Source organism: Ruegeria sp., assembly GCF_965243365.1.
Taxonomy (GTDB): domain Bacteria; phylum Pseudomonadota; class Alphaproteobacteria; order Rhodobacterales; family Rhodobacteraceae; genus Ruegeria.
On sequence record NZ_CBDEUW010000002.1, the window covers coordinates 325,797 to 343,682 of the forward strand.

The 17,886-nt window shown below is 58.6% G+C and carries 18 protein-coding genes; 9 read left to right on the forward strand and 9 right to left on the reverse strand.

Going from position 1 to position 17,886, the window contains the following annotated elements; all coding sequences use genetic code 11:
• Nucleotides 1–9 precede the first annotated feature (9 nt).
• The 4 genes from ftsY to ACP0GE_RS05315 all read left to right on the forward strand — a co-directional run bounded on the left by ftsY (nt 10) and on the right by ACP0GE_RS05315 (nt 3,520).
• The gene (ftsY, locus tag ACP0GE_RS05300) at nt 10–1,149 is read left to right on the forward strand and encodes a signal recognition particle-docking protein FtsY (RefSeq protein WP_424830956.1); all 1,140 of its coding nucleotides are present in this window, start codon (nt 10–12) and stop codon (nt 1,147–1,149) included.
• An 81-nt stretch (nt 1,150–1,230) separates the two neighbouring features.
• Nucleotides 1,231–2,133 carry an EamA family transporter gene (locus tag ACP0GE_RS05305; RefSeq protein WP_424830957.1) on the forward strand — a complete coding sequence of 301 codons (903 nt, stop codon included), beginning with the start codon at nt 1,231–1,233 and terminating at the stop codon, nt 2,131–2,133.
• Between the two features lie 17 nt (nt 2,134–2,150).
• Nucleotides 2,151–2,756 carry an inner membrane-spanning protein YciB gene (locus ACP0GE_RS05310; protein ID WP_424830958.1) on the forward strand — a complete coding sequence of 202 codons (606 nt, stop codon included), beginning with the start codon at nt 2,151–2,153 and terminating at the stop codon, nt 2,754–2,756.
• A gap of 95 nt (nt 2,757–2,851) precedes the next feature.
• Nucleotides 2,852–3,520: a Crp/Fnr family transcriptional regulator gene (locus ACP0GE_RS05315; RefSeq protein WP_424830959.1), complete on the forward strand. Its 669-nt coding sequence runs from the start codon at nt 2,852–2,854 to the stop codon at nt 3,518–3,520.
• 232 nt (nt 3,521–3,752) lie between these two features.
• Here the strand turns inward: ACP0GE_RS05315 and ACP0GE_RS05320 are convergent, their stop codons facing one another.
• The 6 genes from ACP0GE_RS05320 to rpiA form a co-directional block, all read right to left on the reverse strand.
• On the reverse strand, nt 3,753–5,198 hold the full coding sequence (locus ACP0GE_RS05320) for a Do family serine endopeptidase (protein WP_424830960.1): 1,446 nt from the start codon (nt 5,196–5,198) through the stop codon (nt 3,753–3,755).
• A gap of 164 nt (nt 5,199–5,362) precedes the next feature.
• Nucleotides 5,363–5,557: a DUF2065 domain-containing protein gene (locus tag ACP0GE_RS05325; protein ID WP_424830961.1), complete on the reverse strand. Its 195-nt coding sequence runs from the start codon at nt 5,555–5,557 to the stop codon at nt 5,363–5,365.
• Nucleotides 5,557–6,435, reverse strand: a complete 879-nt coding sequence (hflC, locus tag ACP0GE_RS05330) for a protease modulator HflC (protein ID WP_424830962.1) — start codon at nt 6,433–6,435, stop codon at nt 5,557–5,559. The genes ACP0GE_RS05325 and hflC overlap by 1 nt, the downstream gene beginning before the upstream one ends.
• Nucleotides 6,435–7,577: an FtsH protease activity modulator HflK gene (hflK, locus tag ACP0GE_RS05335; protein WP_424830963.1), complete on the reverse strand. Its 1,143-nt coding sequence runs from the start codon at nt 7,575–7,577 to the stop codon at nt 6,435–6,437. Before hflK ends, hflC begins: the two co-directional genes overlap by 1 nt.
• 72 nt (nt 7,578–7,649) lie before the next feature.
• On the reverse strand, nt 7,650–9,008 hold the full coding sequence (gene gor / locus ACP0GE_RS05340) for a glutathione-disulfide reductase (protein ID WP_424830964.1): 1,359 nt from the start codon (nt 9,006–9,008) through the stop codon (nt 7,650–7,652).
• Between the two features lie 119 nt (nt 9,009–9,127).
• Nucleotides 9,128–9,913, reverse strand: a complete 786-nt coding sequence (gene rpiA, locus ACP0GE_RS05345; protein WP_424830965.1) for a ribose-5-phosphate isomerase RpiA — start codon at nt 9,911–9,913, stop codon at nt 9,128–9,130.
• A 167-nt stretch (nt 9,914–10,080) separates the two neighbouring features.
• Here rpiA and ACP0GE_RS05350 point away from each other — a divergent pair, with 167 nt between their 5' ends.
• From ACP0GE_RS05350 to ACP0GE_RS05365, 4 genes are read left to right on the forward strand one after another with little or no spacing between them, the layout of a single operon-like run.
• Entirely contained in the window at nt 10,081–10,782 is a 702-nt protein-coding gene (locus tag ACP0GE_RS05350) for a glutathione S-transferase family protein (protein WP_424830966.1), read from the forward strand.
• A 1-nt stretch (nt 10,783) separates the two neighbouring features.
• A complete protein-coding gene (locus tag ACP0GE_RS05355; RefSeq protein ID WP_424830967.1) occupies nt 10,784–12,157 on the forward strand; it encodes an L-serine ammonia-lyase in 1,374 nt (457 codons plus the stop codon).
• A gap of 37 nt (nt 12,158–12,194) precedes the next feature.
• On the forward strand, nt 12,195–12,611 hold the full coding sequence (locus ACP0GE_RS05360) for a GFA family protein (protein WP_424830968.1): 417 nt from the start codon (nt 12,195–12,197) through the stop codon (nt 12,609–12,611).
• Between the two features lie 47 nt (nt 12,612–12,658).
• Complete coding sequence (locus tag ACP0GE_RS05365; protein WP_424830969.1) at nt 12,659–13,573, forward strand: DMT family transporter; 915 nt, start codon at nt 12,659–12,661, stop codon at nt 13,571–13,573.
• On the opposite strand, the gene ACP0GE_RS05370 is transcribed toward ACP0GE_RS05365, so the two are convergent.
• Entirely contained in the window at nt 13,518–14,225 is a 708-nt protein-coding gene (locus tag ACP0GE_RS05370) for a thiamine diphosphokinase (RefSeq protein WP_424830970.1), read from the reverse strand. The two genes, ACP0GE_RS05365 and ACP0GE_RS05370, sit on opposite strands and share 56 nt — an antisense overlap.
• A 120-nt stretch (nt 14,226–14,345) precedes the next feature.
• Here ACP0GE_RS05370 and ACP0GE_RS05375 point away from each other — a divergent pair, with 120 nt between their 5' ends.
• A complete protein-coding gene (locus tag ACP0GE_RS05375) occupies nt 14,346–16,091 on the forward strand; it encodes a hypothetical protein (protein WP_424830971.1) in 1,746 nt (581 codons plus the stop codon).
• Between the two features lie 125 nt (nt 16,092–16,216).
• Here ACP0GE_RS05375 and ACP0GE_RS05380 read toward each other — a convergent pair whose 3' ends face one another.
• Together ACP0GE_RS05380 and ACP0GE_RS05385 are read right to left on the reverse strand one after the other, a co-directional pair.
• Nucleotides 16,217–16,459, reverse strand: a complete 243-nt coding sequence (locus tag ACP0GE_RS05380) for a DUF2842 domain-containing protein (RefSeq protein ID WP_424830972.1) — start codon at nt 16,457–16,459, stop codon at nt 16,217–16,219.
• The gene (locus ACP0GE_RS05385; protein WP_424830973.1) at nt 16,459–17,751 is read right to left on the reverse strand and encodes an adenylosuccinate synthase; all 1,293 of its coding nucleotides are present in this window, start codon (nt 17,749–17,751) and stop codon (nt 16,459–16,461) included. The genes ACP0GE_RS05380 and ACP0GE_RS05385 overlap by 1 nt, the downstream gene beginning before the upstream one ends.
• Nucleotides 17,752–17,886 lie beyond the last annotated feature (135 nt).

A 17,886-nucleotide genomic window follows, 5' to 3' on the forward strand; every position in this document is an offset into this window, starting at 1 on the left:
AGACCAAAAATGGCGTTTTTTTCCAAGCTAAAGGACAAGTTGTTCAAATCCTCATCGCGCCTGGAACAGGGGCTCGACGCGATTGTCGAGGATGGCGGTGAGGAGACCTCAGTCCCGGATCCGGTCATCCCTGACCCCGAGCCCGAACCGCAGCCTGTCCCTGAAGTTCCCGCGCCGGAACCTGTAACGCCACCAGTTGAACCGCCCGCCCCGATCCCCGCCGATCCCACACCCGCGCCACCGCCGCCCGAGGTCCCCGACTCCAAGGGTCTGCTTGGACGCCTGTTCAACCGTGGCGAGGATCGAGCCGTCGTGCGCCGCGCGCTGGATGATGACATGCTGGAACAGCTGGAGGAACTGCTGATCGCTTCGGATATGGGTGTCGACACCGCCCTGCGCGTGACCTCCAACATGGCCGAGGGGCGCTTTGGCCGCAAACTATCGACGCAGGAAATCAAGCATCTTCTGGCACAAGAAGTGGCCCGCGTGATGGAGCCGGTTGCCAAACCGATGCCGATCTACCCTAAACGTCCACAGGTCGTGCTGGTCGTTGGTGTCAACGGCTCGGGCAAAACAACAACCATCGGCAAGCTGGCCAGTCAGTTCAAAGCGGCCGGAAAAAAGGTTGTCATCGCAGCCGGCGACACTTTCCGCGCCGCGGCCGTGGAACAGTTGCAGGTCTGGGGTGATCGCGCTGGCGTACCCGTGTTGACCGCGCCTGAAGGGTCCGACCCAGCCAGCCTGGCTTTCGACGCGCTGACCAAGGCGCAGGAAGACGGCGCGGACTTGCTGATGATCGACACAGCAGGACGCCTGCAAAACCGCGCCGACCTGATGGAAGAGCTGGCCAAAATTGTCCGGGTCATCCGAAAAATTGACGACACCGCGCCCCACAACACCTTGCTCGTGCTCGACGCTACCACCGGCCAGAACGCGCTCAGCCAGGTCGAAACCTTCCGCAAACTTGCGGACGTTTCGGGGCTGGTGATGACCAAGCTGGACGGCACAGCCAAGGGCGGTGTTCTGGTCGCGCTGGCCGATAAATTCGGCCTGCCAATCCACGCCATCGGCGTCGGCGAACAAATCGACGACCTCGCTGCGTTCGATCCCGAAGAATTCGCCGCCGCCCTTACGGGCCTGCAAACCTGATCCAGAACTTCATCTGGCCCTAAATATCCCGGGGGTCCGGGGGCAGCGCCCCCGGCCTCGCCATCCAACGAAGGCCCTGATTTGAGCGACTGGCTGATCTCTCTTGAAGGCACTGAAGCAGGTCACCAACTCGCCCTTGGTCTTGCGCTGATGGCAGCCTTCCTGCACGCAGCGTTTGGGGCTCTGCAAAAAGGCCGTCACGATCCTTGGCTGTCACGCGGAGCCATCGACGCCAGCTATGGCCTGATGGCCGCCCCATTTGCCCTGTTCGTCGTTCCTTGGCCCGAGCCGCATATGTGGCCGATCTTCGCGCTCGTCTGGCTGATCCATGTCACCTACAAGATCTTGCAGGCCATGGCCTATACCAAAGGATCCTATACGGTCGTCTACCCAGTCGTACGTGGGACCGGCCCTCTGTTCACGGTCATCGGTGCCTACCTTTTGTTCGCAGAGACCTTCTCGGCTGTCCAATGGGTGGGCGTCGCCACCCTGATGGCCGGGATTTTCGGTCTTGCTGTCTATAACCTGCGGTTTCTGGAAACAGATCGCGAAACACTTGGCGTCGCCCTCGCACTGGCCGTCGCAACCGGTCTGTTTGTCGCGCTCTATACCACCTACGATGCTTATGGAATTCGCGCCACCGCGGACCCGTTCACCTTTCTGGCATGGTTTTTCATGATCGACGGCGCAGCCATGCCGATCTATGCCGCACTCAGATGGCGGGCTATGGCCAATCGCCCGTCTCTGGGCCCTCTGATGTTGCGTGGTCTTGTGGGGGGCGTCATCGCCCCACTCTCTTTTGGCTCAATTATGCTGGCCACGCGACTGGACAAGGTCGGCGAGGCCGCCGTGCTGCGCGAGACATCAACCGTCTTCGCCGCTCTAATCGGCTGGCTGATACTGAAAGAAACTGTCGGCCCAAGGCGCATTGCACTGATGGCATTGATTGCGCTCGGCGCCGTAATAGTTGAAATGGGCGGGTAAGCAGCAGGACGCGAGCAATGACAGGCAAAAAAGAGATCAACCCCATTCTGAAACAAGTGCTGGAGCTTGGCCCGCCACTTGCCTTTTTCTTCATCTACCTGCGCCTGCGCGATGACAGCTTTCTGATCGGTGGCATCGAATATTCGGGGTTCATCGTCGCAACCATCCTGTTTGTACCGCTGATGCTGGCCGCGATGGGCATCCTTTGGTTCCTGACGGGAAAACTCAGCCGGATGCAGATTTTCACCGCTTTCATGGTCATTTTCTTCGGTGGCTTGACGGCGTGGTTCAACGACGAACGTTTCTTCAAAATGAAAACCACGCTGGTCTACGGCTTTTTCGCGCTGATCCTGGGCATTGGCCTGCTGCAAAAGAAATCCTATCTGGCCTATGTTCTGGACGAGATGCTGCCGATGCAACACGAAGGCTGGATGATCCTGACCCGCCGCCTTTGCGCCTGCTTTGCGGTGCTTGCAGTAGCCAATGAACTGGTCTGGCGCACGATGTCGACCGACCTGTGGGTCAAGATCGAAACCTTTGGCTTTCCAATCGCTTTGATGGGGTTTTTGATGCTGCAATTCAGCATGTTGCAACGCTATATGGACGACCCGGATCAACGATAGAACCCGGAACCATGCGACAAAAACCTTGGCTTGGCGGCAAAGCTGTGGGAAGTTGAGGGACCACTCAACTCACTCAACCGGAGCACCACGTCACCATGACGGCCTTTCCCGATAGCGGATTCCTGTCTGAAGCATCCGAGGGTCTTAAGGCGATGCTCGCTGCGCAGGCCTCCGAAGTAAACCTGGCGCGTGGCGAGGTTTTGTTCGAACAAGACGATGAGGGCGATGCACTATACGCCATTCTGGAAGGCACGCTTGAGGCGTCTTTTCTTGCAATGAGCGGCCGAAAGCTGTCGCTAAGCCTGATGCGGGCCGGTGAAGTATTTGGCGAGATCGCTTTGTTCGACAACGGCCCGCGTACTGCGACGATTACCGCGGCAGAGCCATCCAAGGTCCTGCGCGTGCGTCGCAGGGATGTTATGGAACAGATTCGGCAAAATCCGGGCCTTGCGGTCGATATGATCCGTCTGGCCGGCCTGCGGATGCGATGGATGGGGGCGCAGCTGAACGAACAGGTCTTTCTGCCGATGCCTGTGCGTTTGGCCAGAAAACTGTTGCTGCTGGCCGGACAGCAGGAGGCTCCAACCGCACGCATCACCCTGTCGCAAAGCGAACTGGCCGAGTTTGTTGGCGCTACGCGCGAGGCCGTGTCGAAAACCATATCGACCTGGAAACGCAGCAACGTGGTCGAAGCGTCTCGTGGTGGTCTTCAGATTCACGATCTCGACGCGCTCAAGCAGCTTGCCGAATCTGACCTGATCTAAAAAATTTCACGGCTTGTGATCCGCTTCACATACCTAGAACTAAAATTGACCTAAGGTCATTCCTGTTACCGTAGGAGGCTGGTTCTATCATCCCCGATATCTGTCCACCGGCCTCTCCCTGTACCAGAGCCATATGCCTTCCCCGGCATATGGCTCACTTCTTTCTCAAAGGGTGAAAAGGCCATCAGAATGAATAAGGCCGGGATGTTGCCCGGCCCCTAATTTGCAAAGCTTATTCTCCGAGGCTCAGTGCCACGAACCTGGGCTCGCCTCCTCGGCGCACCAACAACAACAGCGATTTCCGCCCCGCTTCGCGCGCTTCTTCCATACGAGCCTCAAGCTCGTCGATAGAAGTCACTTTCTGTTGCCCCGCTTCGGTGATCACATCCCCTGCGCGCAGGCCTTTCGAATATGCTTCGGATGTCTCATCGACATTGGTGACAACCAACCCTTCGGCATCTGCATCCAGCCCCATATCCTGACGTTGGGTATCCGTCAGGGGTGAGATCGTCAGGCCAAGGATGTCCTTGTTTTCCTCTTCAACCGCCTCGGGAGATTCTTCTGCAGCTTCTTCTGCGCGTTCGGCATCCTCTCGGCGGCCCAGCGTCACCAGAACGGTCTGTGTTCCGCCATCACGGTGCACCACGACGCGAACGGATTTGCCGACCGACGTCTCGCCGACCTGCCGGACCAGCGCGCGCGTATCTTCAACCTCGACCCCATCGAAGCTGAGGATCACATCGCCCGCCAGCAGCCCGGCCTCTTTGGCTGGTCCTTCAGGGACATCGCTGATCAGTGCGCCGCCGGGTTTTTCAAGGCCCATCGCCTCGGCCATGTCTTCGGTCACATCCTGAATACGGACGCCCAGCCAGCCGCGGCGGGTTTCACCGAATTCGCGAAGCTGATCGACAACCTTGATCACCACATTCGACGCCATCGAAAATCCGATCCCGATCGAGCCGCCATTGGGTGAAAGAATCGCGGTGTTCACGCCGATCACCTGCCCATCCATGTTGAACAAAGGCCCGCCCGAGTTTCCCCGGTTGATCGCCGCATCGGTCTGAATGTAGTCGTCATACGATCCGCTGAGTGCACGGTTCCGGGCTGAAACGATCCCGGCCGAGACCGAGAACCCCTGCCCCAGCGGATTGCCCATGGCAATAACCCAGTCGCCCACCCGCGCTGTATCGCTGTCGCCAAACTGGACGTATTTCAGTGGCCCTGAAGCTTCGACCTTCAGCAGTGCAATATCTGTCTTTTCGTCGGTGCCAATAACCTGGGCGGGCAATTCCTTTTTGGGTTGACCGTCCCCGGGGAAGAATTCCACAAGGATTTCATCGGCTTCTGCGATGACATGATTGTTTGTTACGATGAAGCCATCTTCAGAAATCACAAAACCCGATCCCAGCGCATTACTGCGACGCGGGCTCGGGGTGCCGTCGTCATCGTTCCGGTCCTGAAATTCACGAAAGAAATCCTCGAACGGAGAGCCCTCGGGCACGATACCCTGCGGTCCGGTTTGACCTTCTATGAGCGTGCTTGTGGTGATGTTCACCACCGCCGGGCTGATCTGTTCGGCCAAGGGGGCCAAACTCTCACCACGGGCATGGGCCATAAGGGTCTGAGCCATGACAAAAAACATGGTGGCGAACCCCAACCACATCAGCCGCAATTTCATGTTCGTTTCATCGCGTTGGACTGAAAGACTGCGTGCCTGTGCCTGCACCTGGGATCTCCTTATAGAAACGCTCCGACCGTATTCACGGCGCCTGTTGCAAAACAATGTAGTCAGTTTGTCCAAGCCCGCAACACAGGATCGCGGGGAAATCACCGGTGCGTGAGCTAAAAACCGACTTGATATGCTGCCCAAAGCAAAGCCAGACCGCTGACCACACATAAAAGACCCATCAGCCGCCGCGCCTGTTCCGGCAAGGCGCGCAGGGCTTCCAGCATCCGTTCAATAAGCGAAGGGGCCAGCGCATAGGCCAGCCCCTCGACAATCAGTACCAGCCCTAAGGCCAGAAGGATCATACCCATTACTGGGTCGCCTGCCCTGTGGGCGATTTCAGGTAGTTGAAGAACTCGGAATCCGGGCTCAGCACCATCGAGCTGTTGCTGCCGCCAAGCGCGCGCTCATACGCGGATAGCGAGCGATAGAATTCGAAGAACTCCGGGTCTTTACCGAAGGCTTCGGCAAAGATCGCGTTGCGCTCGGCGTCGGCCTCACCGCGAATGATCTCGGCCTCGCGGTTGGCGTCCGAGACCAGTTCAACCACGGTCCGGTCGGCTTGCGCACGGACACGCTGCGCGGCCTCGTTACCACGGGCGCGTTCGTCGGTTGCTTCACGTTCCCGCTCGGCCTTCATCCGGTCGAAGGTCGCCTCAAGGTTGGCCTGCGGCAGATCGGTCGCCTTCAAACGCACGTCGATTACGCTGACGCCCAGCGCCTGCGCTTCGGCAATGGCGCTGTTGCGAATGCGCAGCATCAGGGCCGCGCGGTCCGAGCTGAGGATGTCTCGGGACGAAACCGAACCCAGAACCTCACGCGTTTCAGCGCGCAGGATACGGTCCAGACGATCCTCGGCCACTGGAATTCCGCCGACACCAACGGCCTGACGGAAGCGTTCCAGATCCGCGATCCGATAGCGTGCAAAAGCGTCAACCACCAGACGGCGGTCATCCAGAGGCGTAACCTCAAGCGGTTGCACATCAATCGAAAGGATACGGTCGTCATAGCGCACCACTTCCTGAATCAACGGAATTTTAAATGCCAGTCCGGGATCTTCCTTAACCGAGACAACACGACCGAATTGCAAAACCAGCGCCCGTTCACGTTCATCCACGATAAAGATCGAAGACAGAAGCCCGACTATTGCGATTACGAGAACCGGCAGAATGAATGTCGATTTACGCATCAGTTGTTCCCCTCGGCCTGATTGCGGCGCAGCTCATTGAGCGGCAGATAGGGTACGACCCCCTGCCCTTGTCCGGTCGAGTTCTCGTCAAGAATGATCTTGTCGACATCACCCAGAACCTGCTCCATCCGTTCCAGATAGAGACGTTTTCGGGTCACGTCCGGCGCTTTGGAATATTCTTCCAGAACCGCGCTGAAACGGCTGGCCTCACCTTGAGCACTGTTAATTTGCTGGGCGCGATAGGCTTCCGCCTCTTCCAGCACCTGCGCGGCTTCACCACGGGCTTCCGCGAGAACTCGGTTGGCATAGGCATCGGCCACGTTCTGCAGCCGGTCACGCTCCTGCGCGGCAGCCTGAACGTCGCGGAAGGCGGCGATCACGTCTTGCGGCGGGTCCGCCTTGTCAAAGTTCACACGCACGATGTTCACGCCTGAATCGTAGCTGTCCATTGTCGACTGGATCAGTTCTTGCAGGCGGTCCGCGATGATACCACGGTCCCGGTTCAGGATCGGAGCCAGTTCACTTTGCGCGATGATCTCACGCATGGCCGATTCCGACACTGCACGAATAGTTTCGCGTGGATCACGCAGGTTAAACAGGAACTTAGCCGGATCGTTGATGTTCCAGACGACCTGATAATCGATATCGACCACGTTCTCGTCACCGGTCAGCATCAATCCGTCATCGCTACCGCGCGCACCGCCCATGTCTTCGGTCTGTTCGCGCGTGACCGGGATAACTTCGGCAGTCACAAATGGCCACGGCGCGAAGTTCAGGCCCGGATTGCCAACGGCCGAGAACTCACCCAGAAACAGCTCAACCGACTGTTCTTCCGGCTTCACGGTGTAGAAACTGGCGAGCCCCCACAAACCAGCCGCGACCAGCAAACCAATCACGACAGTTCCCTTGGTGAATGCCGGACCACCGCCGCCACCCTGACCGCTGCCGCCACGGCCCGAACCGCCACGACCGCCCATAAGAACGCGCAGCTGTTCCTGACCCTTCTTCATCAACTCGTCGATCTCGGGGATCTGCGGGCCGTCGCCTTCGGGTGGGCGTCGCCCATCCCCGTTGTTACCCCGATTTCCTCCGCCGCCGGAAGAGCCTCCGCCCCCCCAGGGGCCACCGCTGTTGCCCGCCATATGTATCAATTCCTTCGTGTTGGACCGTGTGATCACGGGTTCCCTTGTAACTTGTGTGCGCGCGGTTGCAAATCAAGCAGTGCGCACAGGTTGCCGCATTGTCACGAGTTCTTCGGCCATGACCGGGTGAACCGCAACCGTGCGGTCGAAATCTTCCTTGGTTGCGCCCATCTTTACCGCAATGCCCGCCAGTTGGATCATCTCGCCCGCGCCCGGTGCCACAATGTGGCATCCCAACACCTTGCGGGTTGACTGGCTGACGATCAATTTCATCAAAACCCGTTGGGTGCCACCAGCGAAAGCCTTCTGCATCGGTTTGAACGAGGTCGCATAAACCTCAATCGGTTCCTGTGCCGAGGCTTCCTCTTCACTCAGACCTATCGTACCAAACTCTGGCTGAGTGAAAATCGCTGTCGGGATCAGATCGTGGTCCACCGGCGTTGGATTACCTTTGAAGACGGTTTCAACAAAGGCCATGCCTTCACGGATCGCAACCGGAGTCAGGTTCACCCGATCAGTCACATCGCCAATGGCGTAGATCGAAGGTACGCCGGTTTGACTGTATTCATCCACTACAATCTCACCCTTGCGGCCGCGTTCGACGCCAATTGCCTCAAGACCAAGATCATCGGCGTTCGGTGAACGGCCCGTTGCATACATAACCACATCGAACCGGTCTTCAGTGCCGTCAGTCGCCTTGACGCGGATTTGGTCCCCGTCCCGCGTCATCTCAAGCACGTTGGTCCCCAAACGTACATCAATCCCGTTCTGACGCATCTCTTCACAGATCAGACCGCGCGCCTCTTCATCAAAGCCACGCAGGATTTGCGCGCCGCGATAAAACTGAGTGGTTTTGACACCCATCCCGTTCATGATCCCGGCAAACTCTGATGCGATGTATCCACCGCCAACGATCAGGATCGAGCCGGGCAGTTTTTCGAGATGGAAAATCTCATTCGACGTAATCGCCAGATCCGAGCCTGGGAGCTGCGGCACAACCGGCCGACCGCCTGTGGCCACCAGAATATGCTTGGCCGTCTTTTGGGTTCCATCGGCCAGTTCCACCGTGTGTGCATCTACCAGACGGGCACGCTGATCAAAGGTTTCAACGCCGTTGTTCTTCAGAATGTTCCGGTAGATGCCTTCCAGCCGATCCAGTTCTGCATACAGTTTGCCACGGAAGATATCCCAGTCAAACGCTCCGGGCTGGACATCCCAACCATAGGCCTGCGCATCTTCGACCATGCCCGCATATTCACTGGCAAAAACCATCAGCTTTTTGGGCACACAGCCCCGAATTACGCAGGTTCCGCCATAACGATCCTCTTCCGCCAGCGCCACTTTGGCACCGTTTTCGCCCGCCGCTACACGCGCCGCGCGCACGCCACCCGAGCCTCCGCCGATGACGAAAAGATCATAGTCAAAGCTCATGCCGGTTCCTTCGTTTCATTTGTCAAAAATCTTTGGATATCTGGGGGCAATCAGCCACTTGCCAACCCCTTTGTTTGAAAAATCGCGCTCTGGCAAGGCCCCAGCCCAATCCGTGGTGTCTAGTCTGCCAAATCTGAAAACAGGTTTTCAGCCTTGTCGCCCGGCTGATCGGTTTCCACAGAGCCATCGTTCAGATCACGCAGCTCGACCCGCCCGTCACCGTAGCCAATCACAACCTTGTCGCAGATATCCAGAAACAGGCCGTTTTCGACCACGCCGGGGACCTGGTTCAACACCAGCGCTAGATGCCGCGCATTACCGATCCTTTTCAGATGCAAGTCGAGAATATGGTTGCCTTCATCGGTAACCCGAGGCGCATCGCCCTTCATCCGCAGAGTGACCGAAGTGCCTAGCACATCCATGGCATCCAGAGCTTCTTCAATCAGGGTGCGGGTCGTCTGCCAGCCGAACGGGATCACCTCGACCGGCAAGGGAAAGGCGCCCAGCGTTTCGACCTCTTTGCCCGCATCGGCAATCACAACCATCTGATCGCTGGCGGTTGCAACGATCTTTTCATGCAGCAGCGCACCGCCGCCGCCCTTGATCAGATTGAACTCACCATCAAATTCGTCAGCTCCGTCAATGGTCAGATCCAACCACCCCGCCTGATCAAGCGAAACGACGGGTATGCCAACCTCACGCGCAAGTTGTCCGGTTGCAGCAGATGTCGGCACGCCTTTGATCTGCAGACCTTCGTCTTTGATCCGCTCCCCCAGCCGCCGAACCATCCAGTCGGCAGTCGAGCCGGTGCCCAAGCCAACGCGCATTCCGTCCTGAACAAATTCGGCAGCCCGCCGCGCGGCGACGTATTTGGCCGTTTCAATCGGTGTCATTTCTGCCGACATGGCCTTTTCCCCTCAGACAGTTACAGGCGTTATACGGAATGCTCGGACCGACTGCGAGCGCCAATTCACGCCACCGCCCCGTAAACATGTCGCCGAAATGCGCGTTTCCTATCGGAAACGTCGCAATCAGGGCTTCGCCAGACTGTGTTACATCATACATAGAACACATGGATTCGCCCTACCGCCTGCACTACGCCCCCGACAACGCTTCGCTGGTGATCCGGCTGGTGTTGGAAGAGATGGGCCTGCCTTATGAAACCGTTCTGGTCGACCGCAGACGGAACGAACAGGATAGTGTGGCCTATCGCGCGCTGAATCCAAATGGCCTGATCCCGGTGCTCGAGACCCCAGAGGGGCCGATCTTTGAAACCGCGGCCATCCTGCTGTGGCTAGCGGATCGCCATGGGCAAATGGCCCCCGGCGCGGATAGCCCTGACCGGGCTGCGTTTCTGAAGTGGCTGTTCTTTGCCTCAAACACCCTGCACGCGGATCTGCGCATTCTGTTCTATGCCAAAAAGTACATCGACCCTGCGCAGGCTGAAACCCTGCGTGCCGGTATGCGTACACGTCTGCGGCAACATCTGAAACTGATGGATACCGAGGCGCAGCGCGCACCCGCTTGGCTGTCACCGGATCACCCTTCGGTTCTTGGGTATTATCTGGCCTGCATGCTGCGGTGGATGGCGCTTTATCCTGCCGGGTCGGACCGCAGTTGGTTTCAATTGCCGGACACGCCCCATCTGCGAGGGCTCGTGATGCGGCTGGAAACACGGCCCGCAACGCGCGCCGCCATTCAAGCCGAGGGGCTGGGCGCCACGCCCTTTACCTCACCCACCTATGCCAACCCTTCAGAAGGCTCAGCTACCTGACATGTTCCTCTCTGTCTTCGATATGTTCAAAGTGGGCATTGGCCCGTCCTCGTCACACACCATGGGCCCCATGGTTGCCGCCGCACGGTTTCTGGACCTGATGCGCGCCTCGCCGTTCGAATTCGCCGGTCTGCGCGGCTCGCTGCATGGCTCATTGGCCTTCACCGGTGTAGGGCACGCGACAGACCGGGCCACCATTCTGGGCCTCGCCGGATTCGTGCCGGACAACTACGACAATGACAAAGCGGAACTGGCACTGGCGGAAATCGCAACAACGCACTCGGTATCGCCCGAAAGCCTGCCAACACTGCAGTTTGATCCCAAGGCCGATCTGGTCTTTGACTACGACAACACCCTGCCCGGTCATGCCAATGGCATGATCCTGATGGCAACCGACGCGCAAGGCGACGTGATCCTACGGCAAGTGTATTACTCGGTCGGCGGCGGTTTTGTCCTGACCGAAGAAGAACTGGCCGAAGGCAAGGACACCAATGACGGCGCTCCGGTGCCCTTCCCATTTCAGTCCGCGGCCGAGATGCTGGACATGGCAAAATCCAGCGGCAAAAGCATCGCCCAGATGAAGCGCGAGAACGAGATCGCGCGCGGCTGTGCCGACAGCTTTGCCAAGGGAACTGCCCGCTTGTGGGAAGTCATGAACAACTGCATCGAGCGGGGTCTGAAAACGGATGGCATTCTGCCCGGAGGCCTTAAAGTCCGCCGCCGCGCCAAGGGGATCTACGACGCGCTTATGGCTGAACGCGGCATGAACCTGACCGCACCGCACACGATCAACGACTGGATGAGCGTTTATGCAATGGCAGTGAACGAAGAGAACGCCGCCGGTGGGCAGGTCGTCACCGCGCCGACCAATGGGGCGGCAGGCACTCTGCCTGCGGTGCTTCGGTATTATCTTGATCATGTGCCGGGCGCATCCGACAGCCATATTGAGGATTTCCTGCTGACCGCCGCCGCCATTGGTGGTCTGGTTAAGTACAACGCATCGATCTCAGGTGCAGAAGCCGGATGTCAGGCTGAAGTCGGCAGCGCTTCGGCCATGGCTGCTGCGGGCCTTTGCGCGGTCATGGGGGGCACCCCCGAACAGGTGGAAAATGCGGCTGAGATCGCGCTGGAGCATCATCTGGGCATGACCTGCGATCCCGTCGCCGGACTGGTGCAGGTACCCTGCATCGAACGCAATGGCTTGGCCGCCATCAAGGCGGTGTCGGCGGCCTCGCTGGCGTTGCGCGGTGACGGGCAGCACTTTGTGCCGCTGGATTCGGCCATTGAAACCATGCGCCAGACCGGGCTGGACATGCATGAAAAGTACAAGGAAACCTCACTCGGCGGGTTGGCGGTGAACGTCCCGAACTGCTGACACCGAACCGAGCGAAAACGCGAAAGGAAGGTGCCCCATGAAAGGCCGCTGTCTGTGCGGAGCTGTCGGCTTTGAAGTCGATCCACCGGTTCTTTCCTGCGTTTCCTGCCATTGCGAAAGCTGTCGGCGGCAATGCTCGGCCCCGATGACCACCTATTTCGGGGTTCGCGACGGCCAATGGCGCTGGACGGGCATAGAGCCGCGCGTGTTCAACTCTTCCCCCGGCGTCGAGCGCACATTCTGCCCGACTTGCGGAACGCCGATGTCATTTCGTTCGACCGCCATGTCGGATGTCATGCATCTGTATGTGGCTGCGCTGGAAGACCCCGAGGTATTGCGACCAACGCTGCATGTGGCGCATGAAGAAAAACTCAACTGGCTCAAGCTGGATGACGGGCTGCCGAACTGCATCGGACCGGATTACACGAAAGTTCAGCCGCTGCCGGATCGGTAATAGTCAGAACGCTTCCCTCGGCCCTGTCAAAAGGCTAGCGTCGCGGCATGACACAGGATCGTCCCGTCTTTGGCATCCTATTGATGCTCGGATTTTGCGTCCTCGCACCGCTTGGCGATGCGATGGCAAAGCTGTTGGGAGAGACCCTACCGTTGGGCGTGCTGGTGTTTGTTCGCTTCGCTGTACAAGCGGCGATCCTGATCCCGCTGATTGCTGCGACTGGGCGCGTCTGGAAAATGCGGGGCCGGGTTCTGAGGCTGACAGCCATCCGAACCGCTTTGCATATCATCGGCATCGCGGCCATGTTCAGCGCCCTGCAATACCTGCCGCTGGCAGACGCGGTTGCCATTGCATTTGTTATGCCCTTCATCATGCTGCTTCTGGGAAAGTATGTACTTGGGGAACAGGTCGGTCCCCGTCGCGTAGCAGCTTGCGTGGTGGGTTTCGTCGGCACGTTGCTGGTGATCAAGCCAAGCTTTGCCGAGGTCGGCCTGCCTGCGCTGCTACCCCTGATCGTCGCGGTGGTCTTTTCCCTGTTCATGCTCGTCACACGTCAAATCGCCAAAGAGATCGATCCGGTGGGATTGCAGGCAGTCTCGGGCGTGATGGCAACGGTCGCATTGCTGCCGATACTTTTGCTGGGAACTCAAGCCGAGGTCGCTGCGTTAACGCTGGTCCTTCCAACCGGAGATACCCTCTGGCTGTTGCTGGGTATCGGGGTATTGGGCACATGCGCGCATCTGTTGATGACATGGTCTTTACGCTATGCGCCCTCGGCCACGCTGGCACCGATGCAGTATCTCGAAATCCCAGTCGCCACTCTGATTGGGTGGCTCATCTTCCATGACCTGCCTGACGGCATTGCCGCGCTGGGTATCGTCATTACGATCTGCGCGGGGCTTTACGTCATTCTGCACGAGCGGGCCAGCGCCCGGTCCGGCCCGACAGAAACGCCTGCATGACCTGATCCAGCGCCGCACGCGGCACCATGACCAGCAGGCCGGGCCCATCCATCTGCAACTCGACATCTGACAGCGCACGGTTCGACGTTCCCACCCGCCCGTCCGGAGCAAAGTCGAGCCCTTCGATCGGCCACTCCAACCCCTTGCTGCGCCCGGTCACGGGCCGGAGCGGGAACAGGGAAATCGTCTCACCTGCCTCAACCGAAAACGCGATACGGGGCGGGGCATGAAAAACCAGCTCATGCGCGCCCAGCAATATGCAGGGATGATCTTGCAAACGCACCAGTGAGTTGAAGACCGCCAGTTGATGATCCACCCGTGCGCCCAGAAAACCGACACCGATGACCAAAGGCGCTTGGATACTCCGCAGGGCTTTGTCGAAATCTGTGCTGTCCTGTTCACGGATCGGGTGAAGCCTGTCGGTTGGAATGCGGTCGCGATACTGAGGTGTGAGCGAGTCAAAATCTCCGATCACCACCTCTGGCATGTACCCCGAATCGATCAGCGCCGCAGCGCCCCCATCCGCCGCTACAGCGCGCTGGACGCGACTTAGCACCAGATTCGTGTCCTCGGAACCGATATAGCCCCCTCCAAACAGCGCGATTGGCTCCTCAGACCGTACAATTGGCCCATTTTTCGTAAGATTGACCATTTTTCCCGCTTTTGGACATAATGAGACCACAAAATGATAGACTCATGGACAAAGTTTAGAGTCGATGCCGTGCAACGCGCCCGGAAATCGGCCTGTTAGTTTGTAAAGGACGTGCGTCTGATGGTACAGAACAACAAGGTATTGACCGTTTCTTACGGCACCTTTTCCTGCACTTTGGAAGGCTTTGACGATTCATTTGAAACGATGAAAGCCATTGCTGAATATTTCCGGGATCTTGCGGCAGATGACCGGTATTTCGGCTCCGAACCGCCGCAACCAGACGCCGAAATGCTGACCCGCATTGCTCAGCGCGATATCGCACGCAAAGTCGAAGCCAGCCAGAAAGACAGCGGCTTGCTGCTGCGGGCCACCGATACAGCAGCCGCTGCTGTGCCAACGCCACCCGCCCCGCCCAACGCACCGGTTGATGCGGTGCCTTCCGAACCAGCGGCATCACCAGCCGAGGTTGCCCCTGCGGACAACGCTGCCGCTGACAGCATCGCCGCCAAGCTGCAGCGCATTCGCGCGGTGGTCTCGCATTCCAACGAAAGCGCCGCGCAGTATGGTGAGGATGTGGACACCGGTTACATCGAGCCTGCCAAACCTCCGGTCGACGCAATCGCCGAGGCCTTTGCGGCTGGCGCTTTGGACCCGGCCGACCTTGCAGAAGAAAATTCTCAGGACGCATCCGCTGATGCGGCGACCGAAGAACCAGCGATCGATGAAGTAAGCGTGGACGAAACCGAGGTTGAAGCCCACGTCGAGGTCGAAGATGAAGTCGCAGAAGCATCCGTGGCGGACGAGGTACAAGACGTGGCAGAGATGCCAGAGTCGATCATATCCTCGTTCGACGTCCCGACCGACGAGTACGAAGAGGAAGAAACAGTCGATCTGGAAGAGGTCAAAGTTTCGATCGAGTCCGCGTTTGAACAGGACGAGGATACTCTGGACGAAATTCTGGCCCTGACCGGTGCCGACAAAGTTGAAGAAGAACCTGCCCAACCCGAAGTCACATCGGAAGACGTCATGTTTGCCGAGGACGACGGGGCGGCTGACGAAGACATTCGCTCCATTCTGGAAGAAGACTCCCAGGTTGATGACGAACCTTTAACCGACCAAAACGTACTCAGCGCCGAGGACGAGGCCGATCTGCTGGAAGAAATCTCTTTGGTCGAGGCGGAGTTGACCGCACACGCGGACCAGGTTGTTGAGGATGCCAACAATCTGGACGAAGACGTCTCGCGCCTTATGGATTCAGCCGACGCCCGCATGGACGACCCGGCCACAAACGACCAGCGGGAAACCTATTCGCACCTGCGCACAGCAGTTGCCGCAACCGAGGCCGAACGCGAGACCAGCGACGAAAACGATACCGAAGACGCCGAGTATCGCGGTGATCTGGCGTCCGTCGTTAGCCCGCGCCGCCCCGAAGTGGCTGTAACCAGCACCCGCCCCCGGTCCGACTCGCCTGCCCCGCTGAAACTGGTGGCTGAACAGCGCGTCGACACTGACAGTGGTGATACCGGCCCTGTCACGCCCCGCCGCGTCCAGTCGGATATGGAAGGTATGGTGGAAGAAGGTGGGTTTGCGAGCTTCGCACAGGAACAAGGGGCCCAGTCCCTGTCGGATCTTCTCGAAGCCGCCGCCGCCTATCTTTCCTTCATCGAAGGGCAAGAGCAATTCTCGCGCCCGCAATTGATGAACAAGGTCCGCTCTCTCAAGCCGGATGAGTTCGACCGCGAGGAAAGCCTGCGGTCCTTTGGTCAACTGCTGCGTGATGGCAAAATCGAAAAGGCCGGAGGCGGTCGTTTTGCGGCCTCGACCGAGATCGGGTTCCGCCCTGACGATAAACGCGCCGCCGGTTGAGCGTCACCAAAACCCAGTGATTACCCCCTCGAAGAACGGGCCGGAGTTTTCTCCGGCCCTAAATCATTGGACAACGGGTGCGCCTTAGATCAACGACTTCATATCACTGCGCAGACGGGGCAAGATCAGTCCGCGTCCTGATCCGGGTCCGCTTGGCCCACACCCCGGAACACAAATTTGAACGGCAGGGCCCATAGAACGCCCAGACCGACATACACCAACAATTCCAGCCAGATCGGCGGACGGTCCAGCCAGTTTACTATCGTCACAACAGCAACGATGTACAAAGGCAATCCGATAAGCAGCAGAATCAATGACCACCGCCGCCGCGCCTTATAGCTCAGGCCAGGTTTGCCACCGCCACCCATCAGTCAGCAAACGGGTCGGTCACCAAAATGGTGTCGTCCCGCTCCGGGCTGGTGGACAGCATCGCGACCGGACACTCGATCAGTTCTTCAACCCGGCGGACGTATTTGATCGCGTTTGCGGGCAAATCGGCCCAGCTCCGCGCGCCTTCGGTGGATTCACTCCACCCCGGCATTTCTTCATAAATCGGCTTGCACCGCGCCTGCTGATCGGCCGCCGTGGGCAAATAGTCCAGACGCGCGCCATCCAACTCATACCCGACGCAGATTTTCAGCGTTTCAAACCCGTCCAGAACGTCAAGTTTCGTAAGTGAAATTCCGTTGACGCCGCTGGTTGCACAGGTCTGACGCACCAAACAGGCATCAAACCACCCGCAGCGTCGCTTGCGGCCGGTTGTGGTGCCAAACTCATGCCCGCGCTCACCAAGACGCTGACCATCATCATCATCCAACTCGGTCGGAAAAGGGCCTTCACCGACGCGCGTCGTGTAGGCCTTCACAATACCCAGAACAAAGTCGATTGAGCCGGGACCGATACCAACACCGGTTGAGGCCTGACCAGCGATCACGTTCGAAGAGGTGACGAACGGATAGGTGCCAAAATCAATGTCCAGCAGAGCACCTTGCGCCCCTTCGAACAAAATACGCTTACCGGCTTTGCGCTTTTCGTTCATCACTTTCCAGACAGGCCCGGCAAATTCCAGAATCTTTGGCGCAACATCCTTCAACTGAGCGATCAGCGCATCCCGGTCAATCGGTTCCAGCCCTAAACCATTACGCAATGCGTTGTGATGCACCAACGCACGATCTACCCTCAACGCCAAAGTGGCGTCATCCGCAAGATCAGCCACCCGAATGACCCGGCGCCCGACTTTGTCTTCGTAACACGGGCCGATGCCACGACCTGTGGTCCCAATCTTTGCGACTGAGTTCTGGTTCTCGCGCGCCCGATCCAACTCGCCGTGGAACGGCAGGATGAGCGGAGTGTTCTCGGCAATCATCAGGGTGTCCGGCGTGATCTCAACACCCTGAGCCCGAATGCTCTCAATTTCTTTCAGCAGGTTCCACGGGTCCAGAACGACGCCATTGCCAATAACGCTCAGCTTACCGCCCCGCACGACACCGGACGGCAGCGCATGCAGCTTATAAACCTCGCCATCAATGACCAGAGTGTGTCCGGCGTTGTGCCCGCCCTGAAAACGCGCGATCACGTCCGCTCGTTCGCTGAGCCAATCGACGATCTTGCCTTTTCCCTCGTCGCCCCACTGTGCGCCGACAACAACCACGTTGGCCATATCCGGTCCTTTTTGTGCTGAGTAATCAAACCCGGCTCATATAGCGGGGCACAAGCGACAGGGAAACCGATATTTCGCCGCAGACGCAAATCGCGCAACGCGCGATGCCTCCGGCGGGGATATTTGGGGCCAGAT

Bases quoted from the DNA above. Each gene is read 5' to 3' on its own strand.
- ACP0GE_RS05380 (WP_424830972.1), bottom strand. From the start codon at position 16,459: ATGGGTGGCGGTGGCAAACCTGGCCTGAGCTATAAGGCGCGGCGGCGG.
- ACP0GE_RS05350 (WP_424830966.1), top strand. From the start codon at position 10,081: ATGGATTCGCCCTACCGCCTGCACTACGCCCCCGACAACGCTTCGCTG.
- hflC (WP_424830962.1), bottom strand. From the start codon at position 6,435: ATGCGTAAATCGACATTCATTCTGCCGGTTCTCGTAATCGCAATAGTC.
- ACP0GE_RS05365 (WP_424830969.1), top strand. From the start codon at position 12,659: ATGACACAGGATCGTCCCGTCTTTGGCATCCTATTGATGCTCGGATTT.
- ACP0GE_RS05375 (WP_424830971.1), top strand. From the start codon at position 14,346: ATGGTACAGAACAACAAGGTATTGACCGTTTCTTACGGCACCTTTTCC.
- ACP0GE_RS05315 (WP_424830959.1), top strand. From the start codon at position 2,852: ATGACGGCCTTTCCCGATAGCGGATTCCTGTCTGAAGCATCCGAGGGT.
- hflK (WP_424830963.1), bottom strand. From the start codon at position 7,577: ATGGCGGGCAACAGCGGTGGCCCCTGGGGGGGCGGAGGCTCTTCCGGC.
- ACP0GE_RS05360 (WP_424830968.1), top strand. From the start codon at position 12,195: ATGAAAGGCCGCTGTCTGTGCGGAGCTGTCGGCTTTGAAGTCGATCCA.
- ACP0GE_RS05320 (WP_424830960.1), bottom strand. From the start codon at position 5,198: ATGAAATTGCGGCTGATGTGGTTGGGGTTCGCCACCATGTTTTTTGTC.
- rpiA (WP_424830965.1), bottom strand. From the start codon at position 9,913: ATGTCGGCAGAAATGACACCGATTGAAACGGCCAAATACGTCGCCGCG.
- ACP0GE_RS05325 (WP_424830961.1), bottom strand. From the start codon at position 5,557: ATGGGTATGATCCTTCTGGCCTTAGGGCTGGTACTGATTGTCGAGGGG.
- ACP0GE_RS05310 (WP_424830958.1), top strand. From the start codon at position 2,151: ATGACAGGCAAAAAAGAGATCAACCCCATTCTGAAACAAGTGCTGGAG.
- ACP0GE_RS05370 (WP_424830970.1), bottom strand. From the start codon at position 14,225: ATGGTCAATCTTACGAAAAATGGGCCAATTGTACGGTCTGAGGAGCCA.
- ftsY (WP_424830956.1), top strand. From the start codon at position 10: ATGGCGTTTTTTTCCAAGCTAAAGGACAAGTTGTTCAAATCCTCATCG.
- gor (WP_424830964.1), bottom strand. From the start codon at position 9,008: ATGAGCTTTGACTATGATCTTTTCGTCATCGGCGGAGGCTCGGGTGGC.
- ACP0GE_RS05355 (WP_424830967.1), top strand. From the start codon at position 10,784: ATGTTCCTCTCTGTCTTCGATATGTTCAAAGTGGGCATTGGCCCGTCC.
- ACP0GE_RS05385 (WP_424830973.1), bottom strand. From the start codon at position 17,751: ATGGCCAACGTGGTTGTTGTCGGCGCACAGTGGGGCGACGAGGGAAAA.